The following is a 21,670-nucleotide window of genomic DNA, read 5'->3' on the forward strand; positions in this document are numbered from 1 at the left end:
GGAGGGCGGAGTTGACGCATCGTCACCACTGTTCGGCCCGCTCCCTCACCCCGCCCAGACGATCGCCTGCAGCTCGCTGTAGGCGTGCAGGGCGTACGAGCCCACGTCGCGCCCCACCCCGCTCTTCTTGAAGCCGCCGAACGGCGCCTCCATGTTGCGGCCGACCGTGTTCACGCCGACGCCGCCCGCGCGCAGGCGCCGGGCCACGCGGAAGGCCCGGGCCACGTCGCCGGACCAGACGTAGTCGATGAGGCCGTAGTCGGTGGCGTCGGCGAGCGTCACCGCGTCCTCCTCGTCGTCGAAGGGGAGGACGACCACGACCGGGCCGAAGATCTCCTCCCGCACGACCCGCATGTCGGGGGTGCAGTCCGCGAGGAGGGTGGGGGCGACGTAGAAACCCCGGTCGAGCGGCGGGCGTTCGCCGCCGGTGACCACCCGGGCGCCCTCCTTGCGGCCCAGTTCGACGTACGACTCGACGCGGTCGCGGTGGGCCGCCGAGATCACCGGGCCGACGACCGTGCCCCGAGCGCGGGGGTCGCCGACCGGCAACCGGCGCGCGTACACGGCGAGTCCCGTCACCACCCGGTCGTAGACGCCCCGCTGTGCGAGGACCCTGGTCGGCGCGGTGCAGATCTGCCCGCTGTAGAAGGAGAAGGTCGTGCCGATGCCGGCCACCGCAGACGGCACGTCCGCGTCGTCGAAGACGATCGCCGCGCCCTTGCCGCCCAGCTCCATCAGCTGGCGCTTCATGTCGCGTCCGCAGACCTCCGCGATCCGCCGGCCGACCGCCGTGGAGCCGGTGAAGCTGACCATGTCGACGTCGGGCGAGTCCACGGCCGCCTCACCGGCCCCCGGGCCTGCGCCGCCGACCACGTTCACCACGCCCGGCGGGGCGCCGGCCTCCTCCATGGCCTCGGCCATGCGGTACACCGACAGGGGGTCCTGGGGGGCGGGCTTCACGACGACCGTGTTGCCCATGGCCAGGGCGGGGGCGACCTTGCCCGCCGGGTTCGCCCACGGGTTGTTGTACGAGGTGATGCAGGTGACGACGCCCACCGGCTGCCGTACGGCCAGGGCGCCCATCACCGCCGCCCTGCCGAAGGGCCCGGCCTCGTTGACCTGGGGGGCGATCGGCTCCTCGACCGGCTCCGGCCTGGCGTACCGCTGGAAGCGGGCGGCGGCCACCGAGACCTGCATGCCCCGCGCGGTACCGGTCGTCGCCCCGGACTCGGCCCCGGCGAGTTCGGCGTACGGGACCAGCCGGGCCCGGATCAGCTCGGCCGTGCGGGCGAGCACGGCGGCCCGTTCGCCGGGGGAGGTGCGCGACCACGCCCCGAAGGCCTCGCGGGCCGCGGCGGCGGCCGCGTGGACCTGTTCCCGCGAGGCCTCCGGGGCCAGCCCGACGACCGCCTCGGTAGCCGGGTCGATCACCTCGTAGTGCCCGCCGTCGGGCTCCACCCAGGAGCCGCCGATGAACAACCGCTGCCGCTCCGGGGAGCCCGCGGAGGCGCTCACCTCGTACTCACCGTGCGGGTGTCGCGCCCCGACCGCAGCACCTTGCCGGGCACCGCCCCGGTCACCACGTCGTCGCGGATCACCTCGACGCCGTTGACCCAGACCGCCCGTACGCCGATGGCCCTGGAGTCCAGGCGCGGGCTGTCACCCGGCAGGTCGTGCACCAGGGTGGCCTTGCCGGCGTCGACCCGCTCCGGGTCGAAGAGGACGAGGTCGGCATGCCAGCCCTCCGCGATCCGCCCGCGTTCGCGGAGCCCGAAGAGCCGCGCCGGGTCGTCGGTCAGCATCTTGACCGCCTGTTCCAGGCCGACGAGTTGCCGGCCGCGCAGACAGTCCCCGAGGAACCGGGTGGTGTACGGGGCACCGCACATGCGGTCCAGGTGGGCGCCCGCGTCGGAGCCGCCGAGGAGGACGTCCTCGTGCCGCCAGGTCTCGGCGCGCAGCGCCCAGGAAGCGGGGTCGTTGTCGGTGGGCATGGGCCACAGCACCGTGCGCAGGCCGTCGGCGGCGCAGATCTCCACCAGGCAGTGGAAGGGGTCCTGGCCGCGTTCCGCCGCGATGTCCTGCACGACCCGCCCGGTGAGGCCCTCGTTCGCGGCGCTGTAGGTGTCCCCGATGACGTACCGGCCGAAGTTCGCCAGCCGCCGGAAGACGCCCGCCTCCTTGCTGTCGGCGCGCCGCAGCAGTTCGGCGCGGACCTCCGGGTCGCGCAGCCGCTCGATCCGCTCGGGCACGGGCAGACCCAGGACCGGGCCCCACCCGGGGATCAGGTTGAGCGCGCAGAAGGTGCCCAGCGACATGTTCATCGGGGTGAGGATCGGCATGGTCAGGGCCACCACCCTGCCGCCGGCCTTCCGGGCCCGCTCGCTCGCCTCCAGCTGCCTGGGCACCCGCTCGGGGACGGCCGCGTCGATCGTGAGGACGTTCCAGTTCAGCGGGCGTCCCGCGACCGAGCTCATCTCCACGAAGAGGTCGATCTCCTCGTCGCTGAACTGGTTGAGGCAGCCTGCCACGATCGCCTCGATCTGGGTGCCCTCGTGCTCGCCCACGGCCCGCGACAGAGCGATCAGCTCGGCCGGCCGGGCGTGCCGGGACGCCACCGGCCGGCCGTCACCGTCGCTGTGCGAGGACGACTGGGTGGTCGACAGCCCCCAGGCGCCCGCCTCCATCGCCTCGTGCAGCAGCCGGACCATGTCGGCCAGCTGCGCCTCGGTGGGCTGCCCGCCGATCGCGTCCGGCCCCATCACATACCGCCGCAGCGCGCAGTGCCCCACCATGAACCCGGCGTTCACCGCGATCCGCCCGTCGAGGGCGTCGAGGTACTCGCCGAACCCGTGCCAGTTCCAGGGTGCCCCCTGCTCCAGCGCGACCAGCGACATCCCCTCGACCTTGGACATCATCCGCCGGGTGTAGTCGGCGTCCTCGGGCCGGGCGGGGTTGAGCGGGGCCAGCGTGAACCCGCAGTTCCCGCCGGCGACCGTGGTCACCCCGTGGTTGAGGGAGGGGGTCGCGTACGGGTCCCAGAACAGCTGGGCGTCGTAGTGGGTGTGGGGGTCGACGAACCCTGGGGCGAGGACGAGGCCGGCCGCGTCCTCGGACGTACGGGCCTGTTCGGTGACGTTCCCGACGACGGCGATACGCCCGTCACGTGTCCCCACGTCGGCGGTGTACGCGGGCGCGCCGGTCCCGTCGACGACGGTCACACCTTTGATGACATGGTCGAGCATGCCTCGCTCCTTCCGGGTGACTGGTGACGATGGGGGTGCCGCCGTGCCCTCAGGGGCACCTCACCCTGCCGCCCTGAACCGCGACGTCCGGTGCACGGGGTCCGTGTCGATCTTCGGGATGACGTGCTCCCCGACCAGCCGGATCGTCTGCAGCGTCTGCTCCTTGGGCACGCCCACCGGCAGCCCGAAGCTCAGCTGGTCCGCCCCGGCCTGCTCCCACCGCTTGCACTGTGTGAGCACCTCGTCCGGGTCCCCGCAGATCAGCAGCTCCTCGGCGATGAGCAGCTCGATGAACTCCTCGTCGTACGGCGGCAGCGTCTCCGGCCACACCGGGAACCCCTCGGGCCGGGGGAACGTGTCGTGGTACCGGAACACGAGCGACGGCAGATAGTGCAGCCCGCCGTTCACCGCGACCCGTACGGCCTCCTCGTGCGTCGGCGCGCAGATCGCCGTGGTCGTCACCATGACGTTGTCGTTGACGAAGTCCCCGACGGGCTCGGCGTCCACGATCGCGGTCTTGTACTGCTCCAGCACCCACTCCATGTCGGAGACCTTCTGCACGCTGAAGCCGAGCACGCCGAGCCCCTTGCGCGCGGCCATGGCGTACGAGGGCGGCGACCCGGCGGCGTACCACATCGCGGGGTGGGACTTCCCGTACGGCTTGGGCAGGACCTTGCGCGGCGGCAGCGACCAGTGCTTGCCCTGGAAGCCGGGGTACTCGTCCTGGAGCCACATCCTGGGGAACTCCGCGATGGTCTCTTCCCAGATCTCCTTGGTGAAGTTCATGTCGGTCACCCCGGGGATGAACCCGAGGATCTCGTGGGAGCCGGCGCCCCGGCCGCTGCCGAACTCGAAGCGGCCCTCGGAGAGATGGTCGAGCATGGCGACCTTCTCGGCGACCTTCACCGGGTGGTTGACCTGGGCGAGCGGGTTGAAGATGCCGGAGCCGAGGTGGATCCGCTCGGTGGCGTGCGCGAGATAGCCGAGGAAGACGTCGTTGGCGGAGAGGTGCGAGTACTCCTCCAGGAAATGGTGCTCGGAGGCCCAGGCGTACTTGAAGCCGGACCGGTCCGCCTGGATGACGTACTCGGTCTCCTCCATCAGCGCCTTGTGCTCCGCGAGCGGGTCGGTCTCGGCCCGCTTGCCCACGTATCCCTGTACAAAGAGCCCGAATTCCAAGGAGGTTCACCGTCCTCAGCCATGCTGCCCGGCGGGCAGTTTCTGACACTACGTCAGATCTCGACAGGGCCGACTGTTCCACCGGCCCCGTGGAGCGTCAATAGCTGACCTGCCGTCAGATGACGGGATTCCCGCCGTGCGGTCACAGGCTCACCCCGGCCAGCCAGCCTCCGTCGATCACGAAGGGCTGCCCGGTGATGTAGGAGGAGTCCTCGCAGGACAGGAAGAGGGCGAGACGGGCGACCTCGTCCGGGCGGCCGATCCGGCCGAGCGGAATCCGCTTGCGGTAGAGCTTGGCGACGGCCTCGGCGGACACCTCGTCGCCCGGGTCGGTCATCGCGGTGTCGACGGCGCCGGGGCAGACCGCGTTGACCCGGATTCCCTTGCGCGCCAGCTCCAGCGCGGCGACCCGGGTGAGGCCGACGATCGCGTGCTTGGTCGCGGCGTACGCGCCCACGTACGCCATGCCGGTCATTCCCGTGTACGACGCGGTGTTCACGATCGTGCCGCCGCCGGCCGCCTCGATCTCGGGGGCGAGGGTCCTGATGCCGAGGAAGACACCGGTCTGGTTGACCCGCACGACCTGCATGAACTCGTCGAGAGGGGTGTCGACGAGGGAGTTGAAGCGCAGGATGCCGGCGTTGTTGACGAGCCCGTCGACCCGGCCGTACGCCTCCCTGGCCGCCGCCGCGGCGTTCCGCCAGTCGTCCTCGCGGCTCACGTCCAGGTGGACGTAGAGCCCGCCGATCTCCTTCGCGAGCGACTCCCCCTGGCCGTCGAGGACATCGGCGACCACGACCTCGGCCCCCTCCTCCCGGAACAGCCGGGCCTCCTGCTCCCCCTGGCCCCGTGCGGCACCTGTGACGAGGACGACACGTCCGTCGAGCTTGCCCATGCGGACTCCCTTCGCGCGGCGTTGGCCGAGGTCAGGGTACCGCCATATCTGACATAGCGTCAGATCATGTGCAGCAAATCACTTATGCAACTCCAGATGACTCGGGAGTAGGGATGTTTGACCCTGCCCAGAGTTTGATGAAGCCTCAATAATTCCCCGTCGAAAGGTAAAGGCACCCCAAGGAGAAAACGGTCATGGCCAAGAGGCGCTTCAAGAACAAGAAGGTCCGTTACGTCGCGATCGGCGCCTCCCTGGCGACCGGGGCCGCCGCCGTCACCGTGCTGCTTCCGTCGGCGAACGCGGCCGAGGAGAAGACCCCCGAACAGATCGTGGCCATGTGCCAGAGGGCGGCCGTCCTCAACGGGAAACAACAGTCGACCAGCGATTTCGGGGGCGGACTCGGCGACGGCTTCGCCGCCGACAACTGTGATTTCGTGGAGACGAAGTTCGAGGTGTTCGACGGTCCCGCGGAGAAGGTGACCGTCGACTTCCCCAACTGCGAGCCGAACGCCACCGAGCCGGCCGAGGTCACCACCGAGTTCTCCAAGACGGTCGGCCAGGGCCAGGGCAGGTACACGGCCACCCAGCAGGGCGCTCTCGGCGGTCTGTTCGGTGCCATCGGCCTTGCCTGGACCAAGCACAAGGGCACGCTCGACATGACCACCAAGTCGGCGACCGCCACCGAGTCGGAACAGCGGCAAGTCCCCGTCGGCAAGGTCCTGCACGTCACGTTCACGCCGAAGATGCAGCGGATGACCGGCGAATGGCGGGTACGGATCGACGCCGACCCCGGGTCATTCGCCGTGAACCCCTCTCCCGAGCAGAACTTCGTGGCCCCGGACGTCGTCGAGGGACCCGTCATCCGGCCGGGTGCGGCGGGCGGCCCCGGGCTGGTGGACGGCACGTCCAAGGCGGTCCTGACCGACTGCTGAAGCCGGCGCGATCCCGCTCCACGCCTCCGCCCGTCCCCCACCTCCCCGTTTCCCCGCATCGCCCACCACATCCGTCAAAGGCTTCCCCCGACTTCCCCGCACTGGAGACACGCATGTCACGCACCGGCCGCAGCGGCAACCACCGGAGCAAGAAGAAGCGCATCACCCTCGCCCTGGCACCGGTCGTGGCCCTCGGGCTGGCCGTCCCGCTGATGTACAGCGCCGGCGCCGCCACACCCGACGAGGTGGCCACCGACTGCCGTACGGACTCGGACAAGCTGGAGAACTGCCAGTTCGTGCCCGTCCAGAACAAGCGCAACAGCTTCGGTCCCAACGAACGGGTCACCAGCGTCACCGACAACTGCGGCATCGACACCGAGGCGAAGAAGGAGTTCAGCGGCACCGCGACGGTGGCCCGGGTCATCCAGCTGGAGGACGGTTCCAGCGTCAGCGGCGACACGAAGCTCGGGAACTCGTTCTTCGAGGTCGGCGTCACGTTCAACGTCACGGACTTCAACGTCAAGACCGACGAATCGTCGTCGTCGTTCACCTTCAAGCGGAGCGACGTGGTGAAGCCCGACCACATCGCCTTCTTCATGTGGTCCCACAAGCGCACCGACGTCAGCGGCTTCCTGCGCGCCACGTACAAGGAGGCCCAGGACGGCCAGAAGGTGTTCTTCTCCCCCAGCGAGAACGCCACCACCATCCACGCCTTCTATCCGCAGCTTCTCTCCAACGGAACGCCCGACGGCCGTCTCTGGCTCCGGAACGTGAAGTGCGGCACTCCTCAGGCCAACGGAATCATCAACAGCGAGGGAAGCGTGCGCGCGGAACCCGGATTCGGTGAGGGCGGAACGAACGTGACGGACGCGGAGGTCGCGCTCACGGACATCTCGGTGGAGTAGACGCAGGGGAAGACAAGAGTGCCCCCGCGCTGATGCGCGGGGGTTCTTCCATGACTGATCAGAGTTTCTTCGCGACTGGCCCATTTCCCGTCTCGCGACCGCTCTCGGAGCAGCTCTCGAAGCGGATCCCGAAACCGTTCACAGACTCGTTCTCAAACGCGAACTCCCGGAGTCGTCGCCCCCAGCCACCGCAGAACCGCTTCCGTGCCTCCCCGGACGTCGAGCTTGGCGTAGATGTTGCTGAGGTTGTTCCGGACGGTCTTCTCGCTGAGCCGCAGCCGCAGTCCGATCTCGTGGGCTCCGAGGCCGGTGGAGAGAAGCTCCATGATCTGCCGTTCGCGAGGGGAGAGCCGGGAGCCCAGCCGTTCCCGTGCCGTCTTCTCACCGGGCATCCGCCGGGCCGTGTCGCGCAGGCCGACACAGGCGATGGGCGAGAGGTAGGTGTGGCCGACTGTGGCGGCCATGACCGCCGAGGAAAGCATGCAGGTGCAGTAGTCGCCCTCGACCAGATAGCCCGCGCCGCCCCGGAACACCTCCACGACCACTTCCGGGTCCCGCCGGGGGCTGACGACGATCACCGGCGCGCTCACGGAGCCCATGGCCCTCAGCAATCCCGCGAAGGAGACCGACGGGTCCTCGCAGCGCAGGACCACGACGTCCACCTCGGTCTCCCGCAGCGCGTGGTAGGGCGGCGGGACGAGCAGCGCACCGCTCACGTACGGGTCGTCCGGGGCCGGCCAGTCGCCGTGCGGCCACTCGCCCTCGGCACAGGCGATCGCGACGGTCGGCCCCCGCCTCCGGGCCGCGGAAGCGGTGGTGCCGACCTGCCGGGTAGTAAGGACGTGCCGGGGGGCTCGCACTTCGCGTGTCCTTCCGCCGAGGCCATGACGTACGTACATACGTGACTCGGACGTCAGTTGTTCGAAGTTTCAATAAGCGATCGTCTGCCTGCCGGACAGGCCCCCATCCCACCGCCCGACTACAGCAGCGGAGCCACCCGCTCCCCGAACTCCTCGATCTGCTCCGTGAGTTCGGACCGACTGCGACTGCGGAACCGCACCTGCACCTGGTCCACACCCATCGCCGCGTACGCCCGGAGCGACTCCGCGAGCGCCTCCGGAGGGCCGCTGAGCGTCCGGCGGCCGACCTCCCACGCCGGCTCCCCGACGTACAGCGGCTCGGCGATCGCGCCGACCGTGAAGGGCCCGGTGGCCCCCGCCTCCTCCCGCAGCCTCCGCAGCCGGGCGATCTGCCCCGGCAGCCGGTCGCGCGGGTCGCCCTGAGGCAGCCAGCCGTCACCGCGGACGGCGGCCCGGCGGACGGCCGCCGGGGACGATCCGCCGACCCACAGCGGCACCCGTGCCTGCGCCGGGCGGGGCCGCTGGCCCAGGTCCTCGAAGTCGTACAGCTTGCCGTGATGGGAAGGGAACTCGTCGGGGCCGAGCGCGGCCCTCAGCGCGTCCACGCATTCGTCCAGGACGGCCCCCCTGCGCTCGAAGTCGACGCCGAGCGACTCGAACTCCTCCGGTACGTGACCGGCGCCCACCCCGAGGATCAGCCGGCCCCCGGAGAGGTGGTCGAGGGTGGCGTACTGCTTGGCCGTAAGGAGGGGGTGGCGCAGGCCGACGACGGCGACATGGCTGAGCAGCCGGACCCGCTGGGTGACCCCGGCGAGGAAGGCGAGCGTGGCGACCGGGTCGTACCAGACCGTGCTCATCGCGGGCGCGAGGCGGCGCGGTATGGCCACGTGGTCGCAGACCGCGACATACGCGAACCCGGCCCGGTCGGCTGCCCGCGCGATCTCGACGAGATCCTCGGGCCCGGCTTCCGCCTCCCACGGCTCGGCGTAGAGGGTGCTCTGCGACTGCACGGGAAGCTGCATCCCGTAGCGGAGCACCGCTCCGCCCCCGCTCACCGCTCCGCCCCGCTCGCCGGCCCGGCCCCGGTCAACGGGCGCTCCCCGGCCCCGGCCACAGCCCGTCGTCCGTCAGCCCCAGCAGGTCGATGGCGTTGCGCCGCACGATCCGGTCGACGACATCGGGGGCGAGGTGCCCCATCTGGGACTCGCCGACCTCCCTCGACTTGGGCCAGGTGGAGTCGGAGTGCGGGTAGTCCGTCTCGTACAGGACGTTGCCCACCCCGATGGCGTCGAGGTTGCGGAGCCCGAACGCGTCGTCGAAGAAGCAGCCGAAGACATGCTCGGCGAACAGCTCGGACGGCGGCCGGTGGACCTTGTCCGCGACACCGCCCCAGCCGCGGTTCTCCTCCCACACCACGTCCGCCCGCTCCAGGATGTACGGGATCCACCCGATCTGGCCCTCGGCGTACATGACTTTGAGGTTCGGGAACTGCTCGAACTTGCCGCTCATCAGCCAGTCGACCATCGAGAAGCAGCAGTTGGCGAAGGTGATCGTGGAGCCGACGGCGGGCGGCGCGTCGGCGGACGTGGACGGCATACGGCTGCTGGAGCCGATGTGCATCGCGATGACCGTGCCCGTCTCGTCGCAGGCGGCGAAGAAGGGGTCCCAGTCGTCGGTGTGCACGGAGGGCAGGCCCAGGTACGGCGGGATCTCGGAGAACGCGACGGCCCGCACCCCGCGCGCCGCGTTGCGGCGGACCTCGGCGGCGGCCAGTTCGGCGTCCCAGAGGGGGATGAGGGTGAGCGGGATGAGCCGGCCCCGCGCCTTCGGCCCGCACCACTCCTCCACCATCCAGTCGTTGTACGCCCGCACCCCCAGCAGACCCAGCTCGTGGTCCGCGGCCTCGGTGAAGGTCTGGCCGCAGAAGCGGGGGAAGGTCGGGAAGCAGACGGCGGACTGGACGTGGTTGACGTCCATGTCGGCGAGGCGCTGCTCCACGTCGTACGAGCCGGGGCGCATCTGCTCGTAGGTGATGATCTCCAGCTTGATCTCGTCCCTGGAGTAGCCGACGGCGGTGTCGAGGCGGGTCAGGGGGCGGTGCAGATCCTCGTACACCCACCAGTCGCCGATCGGGCCGTCGTCACCGGGGGCGCCCATGACGGGCCTGAAACGGCCGCCGAGGAAGGTCATCTCCTTCAGCGGCGCGCGGACTATCCGGGGGCCGATGTCCCGGTACTTCTTCGGGAGCCGGTCCTGCCAGACGTCCGGCGGCTCCACCGTGTGGTCGTCGACGGAGATGATCTTCGGGAATGCCGTGTCGCTCTCCATTGTCTCCATGTGCGCCACGGTAGCGCCGATCTGACGGATCGTCAGCTCTCGTGTCGGTCATTGCCGCACCCCCGGCCCACCCGCCGGACGGCCGGCGGACCACGCCGCGTCAGGGCCCCGGCAAGTCGAGGAGAGGTTGTGTGGACCTGGTGACATCCCGCACGGCACCCTGTGATCGGGGTCTCGCACGGCTGACGTATCTGCCATGAACAAGGCAAACTGGCCGGGATAACAGAGGCCTTGGGGGGCATCGATGGGCGGTGAGTCGCGAGTGCCGGAGGCTGGAGAGCCGCGGGTGCCGGAACAGCGGGGTTCCGTGGAAGGACGGATTCCGATGCCGGCGCCCGGACCGACGGACCCGGATCCGGAAGACCCCGCGACCCCGGAGCCGGAGGCCCGGACCGCCGCCCGGCTCCGGTTCAGCGTGCTCGGACCCGTACGCGCCTGGCGCGGCACCGAGCCCCTCACCACCGGCTCGCCCCAGCAACGCGCCCTACTGGCCGCACTGCTGCTCCGCGAGGGCCGTACCGCCACCGCGAGCGAACTCATCGACGCGCTCTGGGGCGACGACCCGCCCTCCCAGGCACTGGCCGCCGTCCGCACCTACGCCTCCCGGCTGCGCAAGGCCCTCTCCCCCGACGTCCTCGTCAGCGAGTCCGGCGGCTACGCGATCCGCTCCCTGTCGGGCGGCGCGCTGGACCTCGCCGTCGCCCAGGACCTCGCCGCGGACGCCGAGAAGGCGAAGAGCTCCGGCGACCTGTGCCAGGCCCGCCTGCTGCTGAACAAGGCGCTCGGCCTGTGGGACGGCGAGGTCCTGGCGAGCGTCCCCGGCCCGTACGCGGAGACCCAGCGGGCCCGCCTCGACGAATGGCGGCTCCAACTCGTCGAGTCCCGCCTCGACATGGACCTGGAGCAGGGCTGCCACGCCGAGGCCGTGTCCGAGCTGACCGCCCTCACCGCCGCACACCCCCTGCGGGAGCGGCTGCGCGAACTCCTCATGCTCGCCCTGTACCGCAGCGGCCGGCAGGCCGAGGCCCTCGCCGTCTACGCCGACACCCGCCGCCTCCTCGCCGACGAGCTCGGCGTGGACCCGAGACCCGGCCTGCGCGAGCTCCAGCAGCGCATCCTGCGGGCCGACCCGACCCTCGCCGAACCCTCCGCCCCGCTCGCCGCCGAGCCCGCCGCCACCGCCGTACGCCCCGCCCAGCTCCCCGCCACCGTCCCGGACTTCACCGGCCGGTCCGCCTTCGTCTCCGAGCTGAGCGAGGTGCTGTCGGCCGCGTCCGCCGCCGAGGGCCAGGTCATGGCCGTCTCTGCACTCGCCGGCATCGGCGGCGTCGGCAAGACCACCCTCGCCGTGCACGTCGCCCACCAGGCCCGGCCCGCCTTCCCCGACGGACAGCTGTACGTCGACCTCCAGGGCGCCGGCGCCCGGCCCGCCGACCCGGAGACCGTCCTCGGCTCGTTCCTGCGCGCCCTCGGCACCGCCGACTCGGCGATCCCCGACTCCCTGGAGGAAAGGGCCGCGCTCTACCGCTCCGTCCTGGACGGCCGCCGGGTCCTGGTCCTCCTCGACAACGCCCGCGACGCCGCCCAGGTCCGGCCCCTGCTGCCCGGCACCGCCGGCTGCGCGGCCCTCGTGACCGCCCGGGTGCGCATGGTCGACCTGGCCGGGGCGCACCTCGTCGACCTCGACGTCATGTCCCCGGACGAGGCACTCCAGCTCTTCACCCGGATCGTCGGCGAGGAACGGGTCGCCGCCGAGCGGGACGCCGCCCTCGACGTCGTCGCCGCCTGCGGCTTCCTGCCCCTCGCCATCCGTATCGCCGCGTCCCGCCTCGCCGCGCGCAGAACCTGGACCGTGTCCGTCCTCGCGGCCAAACTCGCCGACGAACGCCGGCGGCTGGACGAGCTCCAGGCCGGCGACCTGGCCGTGAAGGCCACCTTCGAGCTGGGCTACGGCCAGCTCGAACCGGCCCAGGCCCGCGCCTTCCGCCTCCTCGGCCTCGCCGACGGCCCGGACATCTCCCTCGCCGCCGCGGCCGCCGTACTGGACCTCCCGCCGGAGGACACCGAGGACCTCCTGGAGATCCTCGTCGACACCTCCCTCCTGGAGTCCGCCGCCCCCGGCCGCTACCGCTTCCACGACCTCGTCCGCCTCTACGCGCGCGCGTGCGCCGAACGGGACGAGCAACCGCCGAGCGAGCGGGACGCCGCCATGTCCCGGCTGCTGGACTTCTACCTGGCCACGGCGGCGGAGGTGTACGCCATCGAACGGCCGGGGGACCGCACGGTCGCCCACCTGGAGAAGAGCCGCTACGCGGGCCGGGAGTTCACCTCCGCGTCGGACGCGTTGGACTGGCTGCACGCGGAGGCGGAACCCCTCCTCGCCTGCGTCCAGCAGTCCCTCGGCCCGGCCACCCTCCGCCGCGCCGTCGACCTGCTGCTGGCCACCATCGACCTGGCGGAGTCCGGGGCCGGCTCCCGCCGCTACGAGCTGACGACCCTCGCCGCCCGCGACGCCGCCGCACGGCTCGGCGACGCGCACGCCGAGACCAGGGCCCGCATCACCCTGGCCCAGGTCCTCAGCCAGGCAGGCCGCTTCGACGAGGCGGAACGCGAGGCCCGGCGCGCCGACGTCGTCAACGAGACCGCCGGCGACCCCTGGACGAGCGGCACCGCCCCCAACCAGCTGGGCATCATCGCCAACTGCACCGCCCGCTTCCCGGACGCCGAAGCCTTCCTGCTCAGGGCCATCGAAGCGTTCCGGGCCGACAGCAACAAGCCCGGCGAGGCCAGCGCGGTCTGCAACCTCTCCCGGTCCCTCGCCTCGATGGGCCGCACCGACCAGGCCGTCGAACTGGCCCAGCGGGGCGTGGAGATCTACGACGAGCTCGGCCTCTCCGTACGCCTCGCGAACGCCCGCTACGCCTCGGGGACCGTACTCACCCAGGCCGGCCGCCTCCACGAGGCCCTGGAGCAGCTCGACGAGGCCCTCAGGCTCTTCACCGAGAGCCGTCAGCGCCTCTGGGAGGGCACGACCCACTTCCGTATCGCCCAGGCGCACCTCGCCGCATGCCGTCCCGCGCAGGCCGCCCAGCACGCCGAACAGGCCCTCGCCACCGGCTGTATCGGCGGCGACTGGATGCGGGCCAACGCCCTCACCCTCCTGGGCAAGGCCCTCCTGGCCCTCGGCCAGACGGACCGCGCCCGCGCCTGCTGGTACGACGCCCTCGGCCTCTACGAACAGTCCGGCTCCCCCGAGGCCGCCGAGGTACGCGGCCTCCTCCACCCCCTGGCAGCGGCCTGACCCCCGAACAGGACCGGACCCCGGGCCCTCGGCCCGCCGCCGGGCTGCGGCCGTTCATCGAACGTTTATGGCCCCCTGCCAGTCTGAACCTTGTCGATCCGTCGTGTCGGGGGGCAGACGGGTCTCTCCGGCCTCATGGCTGCCGCATGGCTACCCTGAGGCCGCCTGGAACGCTCGTTCGGCGACCGATATCGGGGGAGCCGCCGGACGGGTGTTCCACCCAAAGCAGCTTTCACGTGTGGGGAGTTCGAGCCATGAGCGAAGAGAAGAAGCAGGACCCGGAGATCGTCACGCTGGACCAGCACACCCCGGTCCCGCCGAGCATCGACCCGAAGCCCAAGAAGCTGGACCAGCACACCCCGGCCCCGCCGGCCGACCCGGAGATCACCACCCTCGACCAGCACACCCCCGCCCCACCGTCCCTGAACCTCGGCGGCAAGTAACCCACCCCCCACCCCCCACCCCCCACCTCCCCCGAGGCACACCCGCGCTGACACGGAGGGGAAGCCACCGCGGCCCCTCGGGGAAGGGATGATTGGCAAGCCCGGGCCAGGTGAAATCGGGTATATCACCGCAAAAAGGGCGCCTTTCTGGCCCGTTTCCGCCGATCGCTGTTTGCAGTGGGGGGTTATCCACAGGGGGCGGGGGGGTTGGGGGTGGGGGTGGGATCTTGGGGGGGTGGAGCGGAAGGCGTTGGGGGAGTTGGTGGAGGGCGGGGTGTTGCTCACCTCGCGGGCCCTTGACTCGGGCTGGCCTCGGCGGAGTCTGGGGCGGGCCCTGCGGGACGGGGGCTGGGTTCGCCTCAGGGCGGGGGCCTGGGGCGAACCGGGGCAGGAACCCGGGAACCTCACCCGGCACCGGGCCGTGCAGATACTGAAGCCCCGGCTCGTGGTGAGCCACGGCTCGGCGGCAGCCCTCTGGCTGATCGAGATGCTCGGCGACACCGCCGACCGCCCCATGGAGTTCATCGACCCCGGGCTCACCCTCCGGAGGGAGCCCGGGGAAGGCGTACGGGTGCACCGCATGCCCCTCGGCGAGGCCGAGGTGAGGGAGCGGCGGGGTCTTCGGGTGACGTCCCCGGCGCGCACCCTCGCCGACCTGCTCCGGGCCGGGCCGAGGGACGACGCGGTGGTGGCCGTGGACTCGGCCCTCGCGTACCGCCGGGTCGCGGGCCTGCGCAGGGCTCCGCTCGTCCGCCGCGACGCGATCGCCGCCGCTCTGGACGCGCCCGCGCGGGGCGGCTCCCGGGCGCGTGCCTGGCTGCGCCTGTGCGACCCGGGCGCCGGGTCGCCGGCCGAGACCGTGGCCCGGCTGCGGATGCATGACGCCGGGCTCCGGCCCGAGAGCCAGGTCGAGCTCGTGACGGGCAGCGGCCGCCGGGTCCGGCTCGACTTCCTCTTCCGGCGGGAGGGGCTGGCGGTCGAGGTCGAGGGGTACGCGTACCACGGTTCCCGCGACGCCCACCGGCGGGACGTCGCCCGCTTCAACGAGGTCCTCAGGTGCCCGGGCGTCCGCAACGTCCTCCGGGTCACCGCGCAGGACGTCTTCCACCGTCCGACGTGGATGATCCGGGAGATCCGCGCCGCCCTCGCCGACGCCTCGGCCCGGCAGGCCCAGGGGGGCGGCCAAGGGCCCACGCGCCGCCCCCGCCACTGACCCCGCCCGGCCGGCCGGCCGGCCGGGCGGGCGGGCGGGGTCAGTGGCGGTCGGGCGGGCGGGCGGGGTCAGTGGCGGTCGGGCGGGCGGGCGGGGTCAGTGGCGGTCGGGCGGGCGGGCCGTTCAGATGGCCCCGGCCCGGCCCCGCAGTTCCCCCTTCACCACCTTGCCGCCGGCGTTCCGCGGCAGTTCGCCGACGAAGTCGACCGTCCGCGGGACCTTGTAGTTGGCCATCTCGCGGCGGGCCCAGGCGATGAGGTCGTCGGCGGTGACGAGGGAGCCGGGGCGGCGGACGACGAAGGCCTTGCCGACCTCGCCGAGGCGGGGGTCGGGGACGCCGATGACCGCGACGTCGGCGACGTCCGGGTGGAGGCCGAGGAGCTGCTCTATCTCGGCAGGGTAGGCGTTGAACCCGCCGACGATGAACATGTCCTTGATGCGGTCGGTGATACGGAGGTTGCCCGCGTCGTCGAGGACGCCGACGTCGCCGGTGCGCAGCCAGCCGTCGTCCGTGACGGTGCGGGCGGTCTCGTCGGGGTCCTCGAAGTAGCCGCGCATGACGTTGAAGCCGCGGACCAGGACCTCTCCGGGGGAACCGGGCGGCAGCGGGGCGCCCGAGGCGTCCACGACCCGGATCTCGGTGCCGGGGATCGCCCGCCCGGAGGTCGAGGCGATCACCGAGGGATCGTCGCCGCGCCGGCACATCGTGACGATGCCGCCGGCCTCGGACAGCCCGTACGCGGTGAGGACGGTGTCGACGCGCAGCTCCGTCCGCAGGCGTTCGACCAGTCGGAGCGGGACCACCGCCGCGCCGGTGACGACCAGGCGCAGGGCGGAGAGGTCGTAGTCGTCGCGGTCGGGGTGGTCCAGGAGGGACTGGTGCAGGGTCGGCGGGCCGGGGAGGACCGAGACGCGCTCGGCGGCCACGTTGGCCATGGCCGTCTGCACGTTGAACACCGGCTGCGGGATCATCGTGGCGCCCCGCATCAGGCAGGCGATCACTCCGGCCTTGTAGCCGAAGGTGTGGAAGAACGGGTTGACGATGAGGTAGCGGTCGCCCCGGCGGAGGCCGGCCAGCCGGCACCACACCTCGTACGCGCGCAGGGTCTGGGCGTGTGTGATGACGGCGCCCTTGGGGCGGCCGGTGGTACCGGAGGTGAAGATGATGTCGGACGGTGAGTCGCCGTTCAGTGCCGCCGCCCGCGCCCGTACCGTCGCGGCCGCGACCCCGTCGCCGCCCGCGAGGAAGTCCTTCCAGGTGCGGAAGTCGGCGGGGGCGTCGTCGGCGAGGACGACGACCTGTTCCAGGTGCGGGAGGCCGGGCAGTGGCCCGCCGCCCACCACGGCCGGGCCCGCCGCCCGCCGCAGCAGCCCCTGACCGGCCGCCCGCCGCAGCGACGCCACGTACGAAGTGCCGAGGAACGTGCCGGTGACGAAGAGGAGTTTCGCCCGGCTGCGGGCCAGCACGTCCGCGGCCTCGGTGCCCTTGAAGCGGGTGTTGAGCGGGACGAGGACCGCCCCGGCGGAGACGGCACCGAGTGCGGCGGTGATCCAGTCGAGGGAGTTGGGCGCCCAGATGGCGACGCGGTCGCCGGCCCTTACCCCGGCCGCGACGCACGCGGCCGCCGCCCGCTCGACGCGTGCGCCGAGTTCGGCGTACGACACCCGGGTACGCCCCTCGACGACCGCCTCGGTCTCGCCGTACCGGTCGGCCGCGGCGCGGACCAGCCCCGGGATGGTCCCCCACTCCAGGTCACCGCGTACCTCCGCGTCACCGTGTTCTGCCGAGTCACCGCACACAGCCGGCCTCCGTACCCGAGTCGCACTAGCTGACTACCCGTCAGATTAGCTGTACGCTGACGCACTGTCAGCAGCCAGCGACCCCCGGTGCGGAGGTGTGCCCCATGGCTCCCATGGCCGTGCTCAAGGACGCGACAGCGATCGTCGGCATCGGCCAGACCCCCTTCGCCAAGCAGCTGCCGGAGAGCGAGCGGGCGTTGGCGTGCCGGGCGATCCTCGCTGCGCTCGACGACGCTGGCATCGCTCCGGACGAGGTCGACGCGCTCGCCTCGTACACGATGGAGGAGACGGACGAGGTGGAGGTGGCCAAGGCCCTGGGTCTGGGGGACCTCACCTTCTTCAGCAAGGTCGGCTACGGCGGCGGCGGTTCGTGCGCCACGGTCGCGCATCTGGCCGCCGCGATCGCCACCGGCCAGGCCACGGTCGGCGTCGCCTGGCGGTCCCGCAAACGCGGCTCGGGTCCCCGCCCGTGGAAGAACACCACGGTCCAACTGCCCACCCCCGCCCAGTGGACGAGACCCTTCGGGCTGCTGCGGCCCGCCGACGAGATAGCCATGCTGGCCCGCCGCCACATGCACGAGTACGGCACCACCCGCGACCATCTCTTCAACGTCGCCCTGGCCTGCCGGAACCGGGCCAACCAGAACCCCGCCGCGATCATGTACGACCGCCCGCTCACCCGCGAGATGTACATGACCTCCCGGTGGATCAGCGAGCCTCTGTGCCTGTTCGACAACTGCCTGGAGACGGACGGCGCGTTGGCGTGTGTCGTCGTCTCGGCCGAGCGCGCCCGGGACTGCCGCCGGACCCCGGTCTACGTCCACTCCGCCGCCCAGGGCCTGCCCGCCCAGCACCACGGCATGGTCAACTACTGGAACGACGACCCGCTGACCGGCCCCGCCTGGACCGCCGCCCGGCATCTGTGGAAGCACGCGGACCTCACCCCGGACGACATCGACGTCGCCCAGATCTACGACGCCTTCACCGCCCTCATCCCCCTCTCCCTGGAGGGCTACGGCTTCTGCGCCCGCGGCGAGGGCGGCGCCTTCACGGAGGGCGGCGCCCTGGAGATCGGCGGCCGGCTGCCCCTGAACACCTCGGGGGGTGGCCTCAGCGAGGCCTATGTGCACGGGTTCAACCTGATCACCGAGGGCGTACGGCAGCTGCGCGGCACGAGCACCGCGCAGGTGCCCGGCGCGGCGACCTGCCTGGTGACGGCGGGCGAGGGCGTACCGACCTCGGCCCTGCTGCTGCGCAACTGAGCGCGCGGACGCAGGACGGGTGAGGGACGCAGGACGAGTGAGGGACGCAGGACGGGTGAAGGACGCAGGACGGGTGAAGGACGCAGGACGAGTGAGGGAGTCGAAGGCATGCTGACACCGGTCGTGGACGTCGACGGCGCCCCCTTCTGGGAGTACGCGGCCCGGGGCGAACTGCGGGTCCAGGCCTGCGCCGACTGCGGCGAGCCGCGCTTCCCGCCCCGGCCCTGCTGCCCGCACTGCCGGTCCTTCGACAGCGAGTGGCGGCCCCTGAGCGGCCGGGGCCGCATCTGGTCGTACGTGGTCCCGCACCCGCCGCTGCTGCCGGACTACGCGGAGCAGGCCCCGTACCACGTGATCCTCGTCGAGCTGGCCGACGCCCCGCGCGTCCGGCTCGTCGGCAACCTGGTGAGCGGGGCGGGGGCCCGCCTCGACTCCGTGCCCGCCGACCGCATCCGGATCGGGGCGCGCGTCCAGGTCGTGTTCACCCCGGAGGGCCTGCCCCAGTGGGTACTGGAGCGCTCGTGACCCTGCGTCTCACCACCGACCAGGGCACGGGCGTCGCGCTGTTGACCCTGGACCGCCCGGAGAAGCTCAACGCGATCGACGCGGACATGGCCGAGCGACTGGGCCGTGTTTGGCGGGAGTTGCGGTTCGACGACACCGTGCGGGCCGTGGTGGTCACCGGTGCGGGCGGGCGGGCGTTCTGCACAGGAGTCGACCGCGACATGGCGGCCCGCGTGCCCCAGCCCGGCTCCCCCTACTCGGTCGACGATCCGCTGATCGCGATCGGCCCGAAGGCCAACGACCTCTGGAAACCGGTGATCGCGGCCGTGGGCGGCATGGCCTGCGGCGGCGCGTTCTATCTGCTGGGCGAGGCGGAGTTCGTGGTCGCGGACTCGACGGCGACCTTCTTCGACCCGCACACCACGTACGGCATGGTGAGCGCCTTCGAGTCGATCCTCATGGCCCAGCGGATGCCCTACGGGGAGGCGGCCCGTATGGCGCTGATGGGCACCGCCGAGCGGATGTCGGCCCGGCGGGCGTACGAGGTGGGGCTGGTGTCGGAGGTGACGGAACCGGGAGAGGCGGTGGCGGCGGCCGTACGGTGCGCGGAGGTCGTCGCGGGGTATCCGACGGAGGCCGTGCAGGGCACGGTGCGGGCCTGCTGGGCGGCGCGGGAGGCGGCGCGGACGCACGCCCTGGCGCACGCGCCGCACCTGATCTCGCTGGGCAACCTCCCGGCCGACCGGCAGTCCGAGCTGTTCGCGGGACGCCGGCCGGGCGGGTTCCGGGTGCGGTGAGCCCCGGCGCGGGGCTCGGGGGTCCTTCACCGAGGACCCCTCAGAAGGAGGAGCGCTCCAGATCGGTCAGCTTGCAGCTGCCGCCGCTCGCGCCGCCGTCGGCCGTGCCGGCGGGCGCCTTCACGTCGACGGTGGCGGACTCGCCCGGCGGCACCGAGGGGATGCTGTTGTCCTCGGCGGTGTACAGCACAGTGCCGCTCGCGTCCGTGAACTCCAGGTCGAACTCGTAGGAGTAGGTGCTGGTGGAGCTGCTGTTGGTGGCGCGGACGCGGGAGACGAGGCCGTTGTCGTAGGTGCAGGTCTCGATCTTCAGGTCCCTCGCGGCGCCGCGCTTGGAGCTCGACGAGCCGCCGGTCCCCACGGTGCTGCTGCCGCCCGAGGTGGTCGAGGAGCCGCTGTCGGAGCCGCCGGAGCTGCTGGAGCCGCCGCTGGAGCTGGAGGAGCTGGACGAGGACGAGCCGCCCGAGCACCCTCCGCCGCCGGAGCCGCGGGCTCCGGTGAGGGCGATGACGGCGATACCGAAGACGGCGACGGCACGGATGTGTCGGGACTTCACGTGTTCAACCCCCGTTGAAACGTTGCGATATGGGCGCCGAAATGGCGAAACGCCAGCACATTGCTGGCAGGTGCACGCCACGATAGCAGCGATCCGGCCAAGGGGTCCGGAGCAAGCGGTTGCGCACAACGAGGCACGGTGTCCGGACCGCTCGCGGACGCGGTCGTGGACGGTCGACGTACTCGTCAGCCGGCCCGAAGACCGACCGCCAGCGTCAGTTCGAGGACCCCGTGTGGTGATGCGAGATCCGGGAACAGCTCCCGCAGTTGCGACATCCGGTACCGGACCGTCTGGGGGTGGACGAACAACGCCGCCGCCACCTCGTCGCGCCTGCCCTGGTGCAGCAGCCATGCCCGCAACGTCTCCTCCAGCCGCCGCGCGGTCGCCTCAGGCAGGGTCCGCAACGGTGCGAGGGCTCGGGCCCGCAGGTCGGCGAGCGCGTCCATGTCGGCGCTCAGCACCAGCTCGGGCAGGTGGTCCTCGGTGTCGCGAATGTCGGAGGAGAGGGTGCGCGCGCGTACGGCCCGTGCGTACGAGGCGGACGCACGAGTCCATGGCCGGGCCGGGCCGACCACGGCGGTGCGGCCGTTCAGCTGCCTCAGCAGACGTGGTCGGTCGGCATCGGGAACGAGCAGCACACCGGTGGCGTCCGGCAGATCGTCGAGGACGAGGGTGCTCGGGTCGAGCACGCGGTAGGCAGGCCGGGCCTGGGCGGCGGGCAGCAGGACCGCGGTCAGCGAGACCGGGGGCTGCCACCCGGCCCGTTGGACGGAGGCCATCAGCACGTCCGGGCTCGCGTCGGCGAGGAGGTCGCGGGCCAGGTGTTCCAGGTGGCGCTCCTGGGCACGGCCCCGGGCGGCCAGTTCGTCGGCGTGGCCCGCGGCGCTCGCGGCGGAGAGCTCGTCGATGTAGGCGAAGGTCAGCTCGGCGAACTTGGCGACCTCGGCGGCGGGCAGCCCTGCGGGTACGGCACCCGCTGCCAGGCATCGCCAGGCGACGCGGGCGCCGACGCGGTAGGCGCTGAGCAGAGCGTCCATCGAACGGCCGTCGCGGACCTCGCCGCGGCCCAGCTCGTAGGCCGCGTCCCCGGCGTCGCCGCCCGTGGCCTTCCCGCTCGCGAGGTCCAGGTAGTGCCCCAGGGCGGTGCGGACGGCTCGGCGGATGGTGCCGCCCATGCTGCCCGAGAGGGCGTTGGCGTAGGGAGGGACCTCGTCGATGATCGCCTGGACGACCTCGTCGGCGGTGGTCCTCAGCGCGGCCCGAAGCGCGGTGACCGTCGTCTCGTCCAGGGCCAGTTCGCTGGCCCTCTGGATTGCATGGCTCACGTTTTGTTCCCTGCGAACAATTCATCCGACCAGATTCACATCCTGCGGTCAGGACTTTACGCCCTGAGGCGCAGCAAGCTGGAGTCATGACGAGTACAGCCCTCCGCAGCAGGGCGTGG

At 71.9% G+C, this 21,670-nt stretch carries 18 protein-coding genes; 8 read left to right on the forward strand and 10 right to left on the reverse strand.

Annotation, left to right across the window (positions count from 1 at the left end):
* Positions 1–45: 45 nt before the first annotated feature.
* The 4 genes from AC067N_RS12495 to AC067N_RS12510 form a co-directional block, all read right to left on the reverse strand.
* Entirely contained in the window at positions 46–1,515 is a 1,470-nt protein-coding gene (locus AC067N_RS12495) for an aldehyde dehydrogenase family protein (protein WP_478678858.1), read from the reverse strand.
* Positions 1,512–3,242, reverse strand: a complete 1,731-nt coding sequence (locus tag AC067N_RS12500; RefSeq protein ID WP_478678859.1) for an N-acyl-D-amino-acid deacylase family protein — start codon at positions 3,240–3,242, stop codon at positions 1,512–1,514. The genes AC067N_RS12495 and AC067N_RS12500 overlap by 4 nt, the downstream gene beginning before the upstream one ends.
* Positions 3,243–3,302: 60 nt before the next feature.
* Positions 3,303–4,421 carry an LLM class flavin-dependent oxidoreductase gene (locus AC067N_RS12505; protein ID WP_478678860.1) on the reverse strand — a complete coding sequence of 373 codons (1,119 nt, stop codon included), beginning with the start codon at positions 4,419–4,421 and terminating at the stop codon, positions 3,303–3,305.
* 142 nt (positions 4,422–4,563) lie between these two features.
* Positions 4,564–5,316 carry an SDR family NAD(P)-dependent oxidoreductase gene (locus AC067N_RS12510; RefSeq protein WP_478678861.1) on the reverse strand — a complete coding sequence of 251 codons (753 nt, stop codon included), beginning with the start codon at positions 5,314–5,316 and terminating at the stop codon, positions 4,564–4,566.
* A 194-nt stretch (positions 5,317–5,510) separates the two neighbouring features.
* Here AC067N_RS12510 and AC067N_RS12515 point away from each other — a divergent pair, with 194 nt between their 5' ends.
* Positions 5,511–6,248 (forward strand): hypothetical protein, encoded by a 738-nt coding sequence (locus AC067N_RS12515; protein WP_478678862.1) that lies wholly within the window; start codon positions 5,511–5,513, stop codon positions 6,246–6,248.
* A gap of 113 nt (positions 6,249–6,361) precedes the next feature.
* Positions 6,362–7,153, forward strand: coding sequence for a hypothetical protein (locus AC067N_RS12520; RefSeq protein WP_478678863.1), 792 nt, complete (start codon positions 6,362–6,364; stop codon positions 7,151–7,153).
* A gap of 152 nt (positions 7,154–7,305) precedes the next feature.
* Here AC067N_RS12520 and AC067N_RS12525 read toward each other — a convergent pair whose 3' ends face one another.
* The 3 genes from AC067N_RS12525 to AC067N_RS12535 all read right to left on the reverse strand — a co-directional run bounded on the left by AC067N_RS12525 (position 7,306) and on the right by AC067N_RS12535 (position 10,350).
* Positions 7,306–7,869, reverse strand: coding sequence for a LuxR C-terminal-related transcriptional regulator (locus AC067N_RS12525; protein WP_478678864.1), 564 nt, complete (start codon positions 7,867–7,869; stop codon positions 7,306–7,308).
* A gap of 263 nt (positions 7,870–8,132) precedes the next feature.
* Positions 8,133–9,035 carry an LLM class F420-dependent oxidoreductase gene (locus AC067N_RS12530; protein WP_478679119.1) on the reverse strand — a complete coding sequence of 301 codons (903 nt, stop codon included), beginning with the start codon at positions 9,033–9,035 and terminating at the stop codon, positions 8,133–8,135.
* Between the two features lie 64 nt (positions 9,036–9,099).
* Positions 9,100–10,350: an amidohydrolase family protein gene (locus AC067N_RS12535; RefSeq protein ID WP_478678865.1), complete on the reverse strand. Its 1,251-nt coding sequence runs from the start codon at positions 10,348–10,350 to the stop codon at positions 9,100–9,102.
* A gap of 325 nt (positions 10,351–10,675) precedes the next feature.
* On the opposite strand from AC067N_RS12535, the gene afsR reads away from it, so the two are divergent.
* The 3 genes from afsR to AC067N_RS12550 all read left to right on the forward strand — a co-directional run bounded on the left by afsR (position 10,676) and on the right by AC067N_RS12550 (position 15,307).
* Positions 10,676–13,651, forward strand: a complete 2,976-nt coding sequence (afsR, locus tag AC067N_RS12540; protein ID WP_478678866.1) for an SARP-family global regulator AfsR — start codon at positions 10,676–10,678, stop codon at positions 13,649–13,651.
* Between the two features lie 254 nt (positions 13,652–13,905).
* Positions 13,906–14,094, forward strand: coding sequence for a sigma-like protein (locus tag AC067N_RS12545; RefSeq protein WP_478678867.1), 189 nt, complete (start codon positions 13,906–13,908; stop codon positions 14,092–14,094).
* 421 nt (positions 14,095–14,515) lie between these two features.
* A complete protein-coding gene (locus AC067N_RS12550; RefSeq protein WP_478678868.1) occupies positions 14,516–15,307 on the forward strand; it encodes a hypothetical protein in 792 nt (263 codons plus the stop codon).
* Between the two features lie 123 nt (positions 15,308–15,430).
* On the opposite strand, the gene AC067N_RS12555 is transcribed toward AC067N_RS12550, so the two are convergent.
* On the reverse strand, positions 15,431–17,107 hold the full coding sequence (locus tag AC067N_RS12555; RefSeq protein WP_478678869.1) for a FadD3 family acyl-CoA ligase: 1,677 nt from the start codon (positions 17,105–17,107) through the stop codon (positions 15,431–15,433).
* A gap of 113 nt (positions 17,108–17,220) precedes the next feature.
* On the opposite strand from AC067N_RS12555, the gene AC067N_RS12560 reads away from it, so the two are divergent.
* From AC067N_RS12560 to AC067N_RS12570, 3 genes are all read left to right on the forward strand, one after another.
* On the forward strand, positions 17,221–18,369 hold the full coding sequence (locus AC067N_RS12560; RefSeq protein ID WP_478679120.1) for a lipid-transfer protein: 1,149 nt from the start codon (positions 17,221–17,223) through the stop codon (positions 18,367–18,369).
* A gap of 108 nt (positions 18,370–18,477) precedes the next feature.
* On the forward strand, positions 18,478–18,894 hold the full coding sequence (locus AC067N_RS12565) for a Zn-ribbon domain-containing OB-fold protein (protein ID WP_478678870.1): 417 nt from the start codon (positions 18,478–18,480) through the stop codon (positions 18,892–18,894).
* Positions 18,891–19,670 (forward strand): enoyl-CoA hydratase/isomerase family protein, encoded by a 780-nt coding sequence (locus AC067N_RS12570; protein ID WP_478678871.1) that lies wholly within the window; start codon positions 18,891–18,893, stop codon positions 19,668–19,670. Before AC067N_RS12565 ends, AC067N_RS12570 begins: the two co-directional genes overlap by 4 nt.
* Before the next feature lie 40 nt (positions 19,671–19,710).
* On the opposite strand, the gene AC067N_RS12575 is transcribed toward AC067N_RS12570, so the two are convergent.
* Both AC067N_RS12575 and AC067N_RS12580 read right to left on the reverse strand, forming a co-directional pair.
* The gene (locus AC067N_RS12575; protein ID WP_478678872.1) at positions 19,711–20,226 is read right to left on the reverse strand and encodes a hypothetical protein; all 516 of its coding nucleotides are present in this window, start codon (positions 20,224–20,226) and stop codon (positions 19,711–19,713) included.
* A 185-nt stretch (positions 20,227–20,411) separates the two neighbouring features.
* Positions 20,412–21,551 carry a PucR family transcriptional regulator gene (locus AC067N_RS12580; RefSeq protein WP_478678873.1) on the reverse strand — a complete coding sequence of 380 codons (1,140 nt, stop codon included), beginning with the start codon at positions 21,549–21,551 and terminating at the stop codon, positions 20,412–20,414.
* Positions 21,552–21,670 lie beyond the last annotated feature (119 nt).

The sequence above is a fragment of the Streptomyces sp. NPDC042364 genome (genome assembly GCF_056437585.1).

Excerpts from the sequence above, each read along its gene's own strand:
- AC067N_RS12500 (WP_478678859.1), bottom strand. The coding sequence starts at position 3,242 with ATGCTCGACCATGTCATCAAAGGTGTGACCGTCGTCGACGGGACCGGC.
- AC067N_RS12510 (WP_478678861.1), bottom strand. The coding sequence starts at position 5,316 with ATGGGCAAGCTCGACGGACGTGTCGTCCTCGTCACAGGTGCCGCACGG.
- AC067N_RS12515 (WP_478678862.1), top strand. The coding sequence starts at position 5,511 with ATGGCCAAGAGGCGCTTCAAGAACAAGAAGGTCCGTTACGTCGCGATC.
- AC067N_RS12520 (WP_478678863.1), top strand. The coding sequence starts at position 6,362 with ATGTCACGCACCGGCCGCAGCGGCAACCACCGGAGCAAGAAGAAGCGC.
- AC067N_RS12530 (WP_478679119.1), bottom strand. The coding sequence starts at position 9,035 with ATGCAGCTTCCCGTGCAGTCGCAGAGCACCCTCTACGCCGAGCCGTGG.
- AC067N_RS12535 (WP_478678865.1), bottom strand. The coding sequence starts at position 10,350 with ATGGAGACAATGGAGAGCGACACGGCATTCCCGAAGATCATCTCCGTC.
- afsR (WP_478678866.1), top strand. The coding sequence starts at position 10,676 with ATGCCGGCGCCCGGACCGACGGACCCGGATCCGGAAGACCCCGCGACC.
- AC067N_RS12545 (WP_478678867.1), top strand. The coding sequence starts at position 13,906 with ATGAGCGAAGAGAAGAAGCAGGACCCGGAGATCGTCACGCTGGACCAG.
- AC067N_RS12560 (WP_478679120.1), top strand. The coding sequence starts at position 17,221 with ATGGCCGTGCTCAAGGACGCGACAGCGATCGTCGGCATCGGCCAGACC.
- AC067N_RS12565 (WP_478678870.1), top strand. The coding sequence starts at position 18,478 with ATGCTGACACCGGTCGTGGACGTCGACGGCGCCCCCTTCTGGGAGTAC.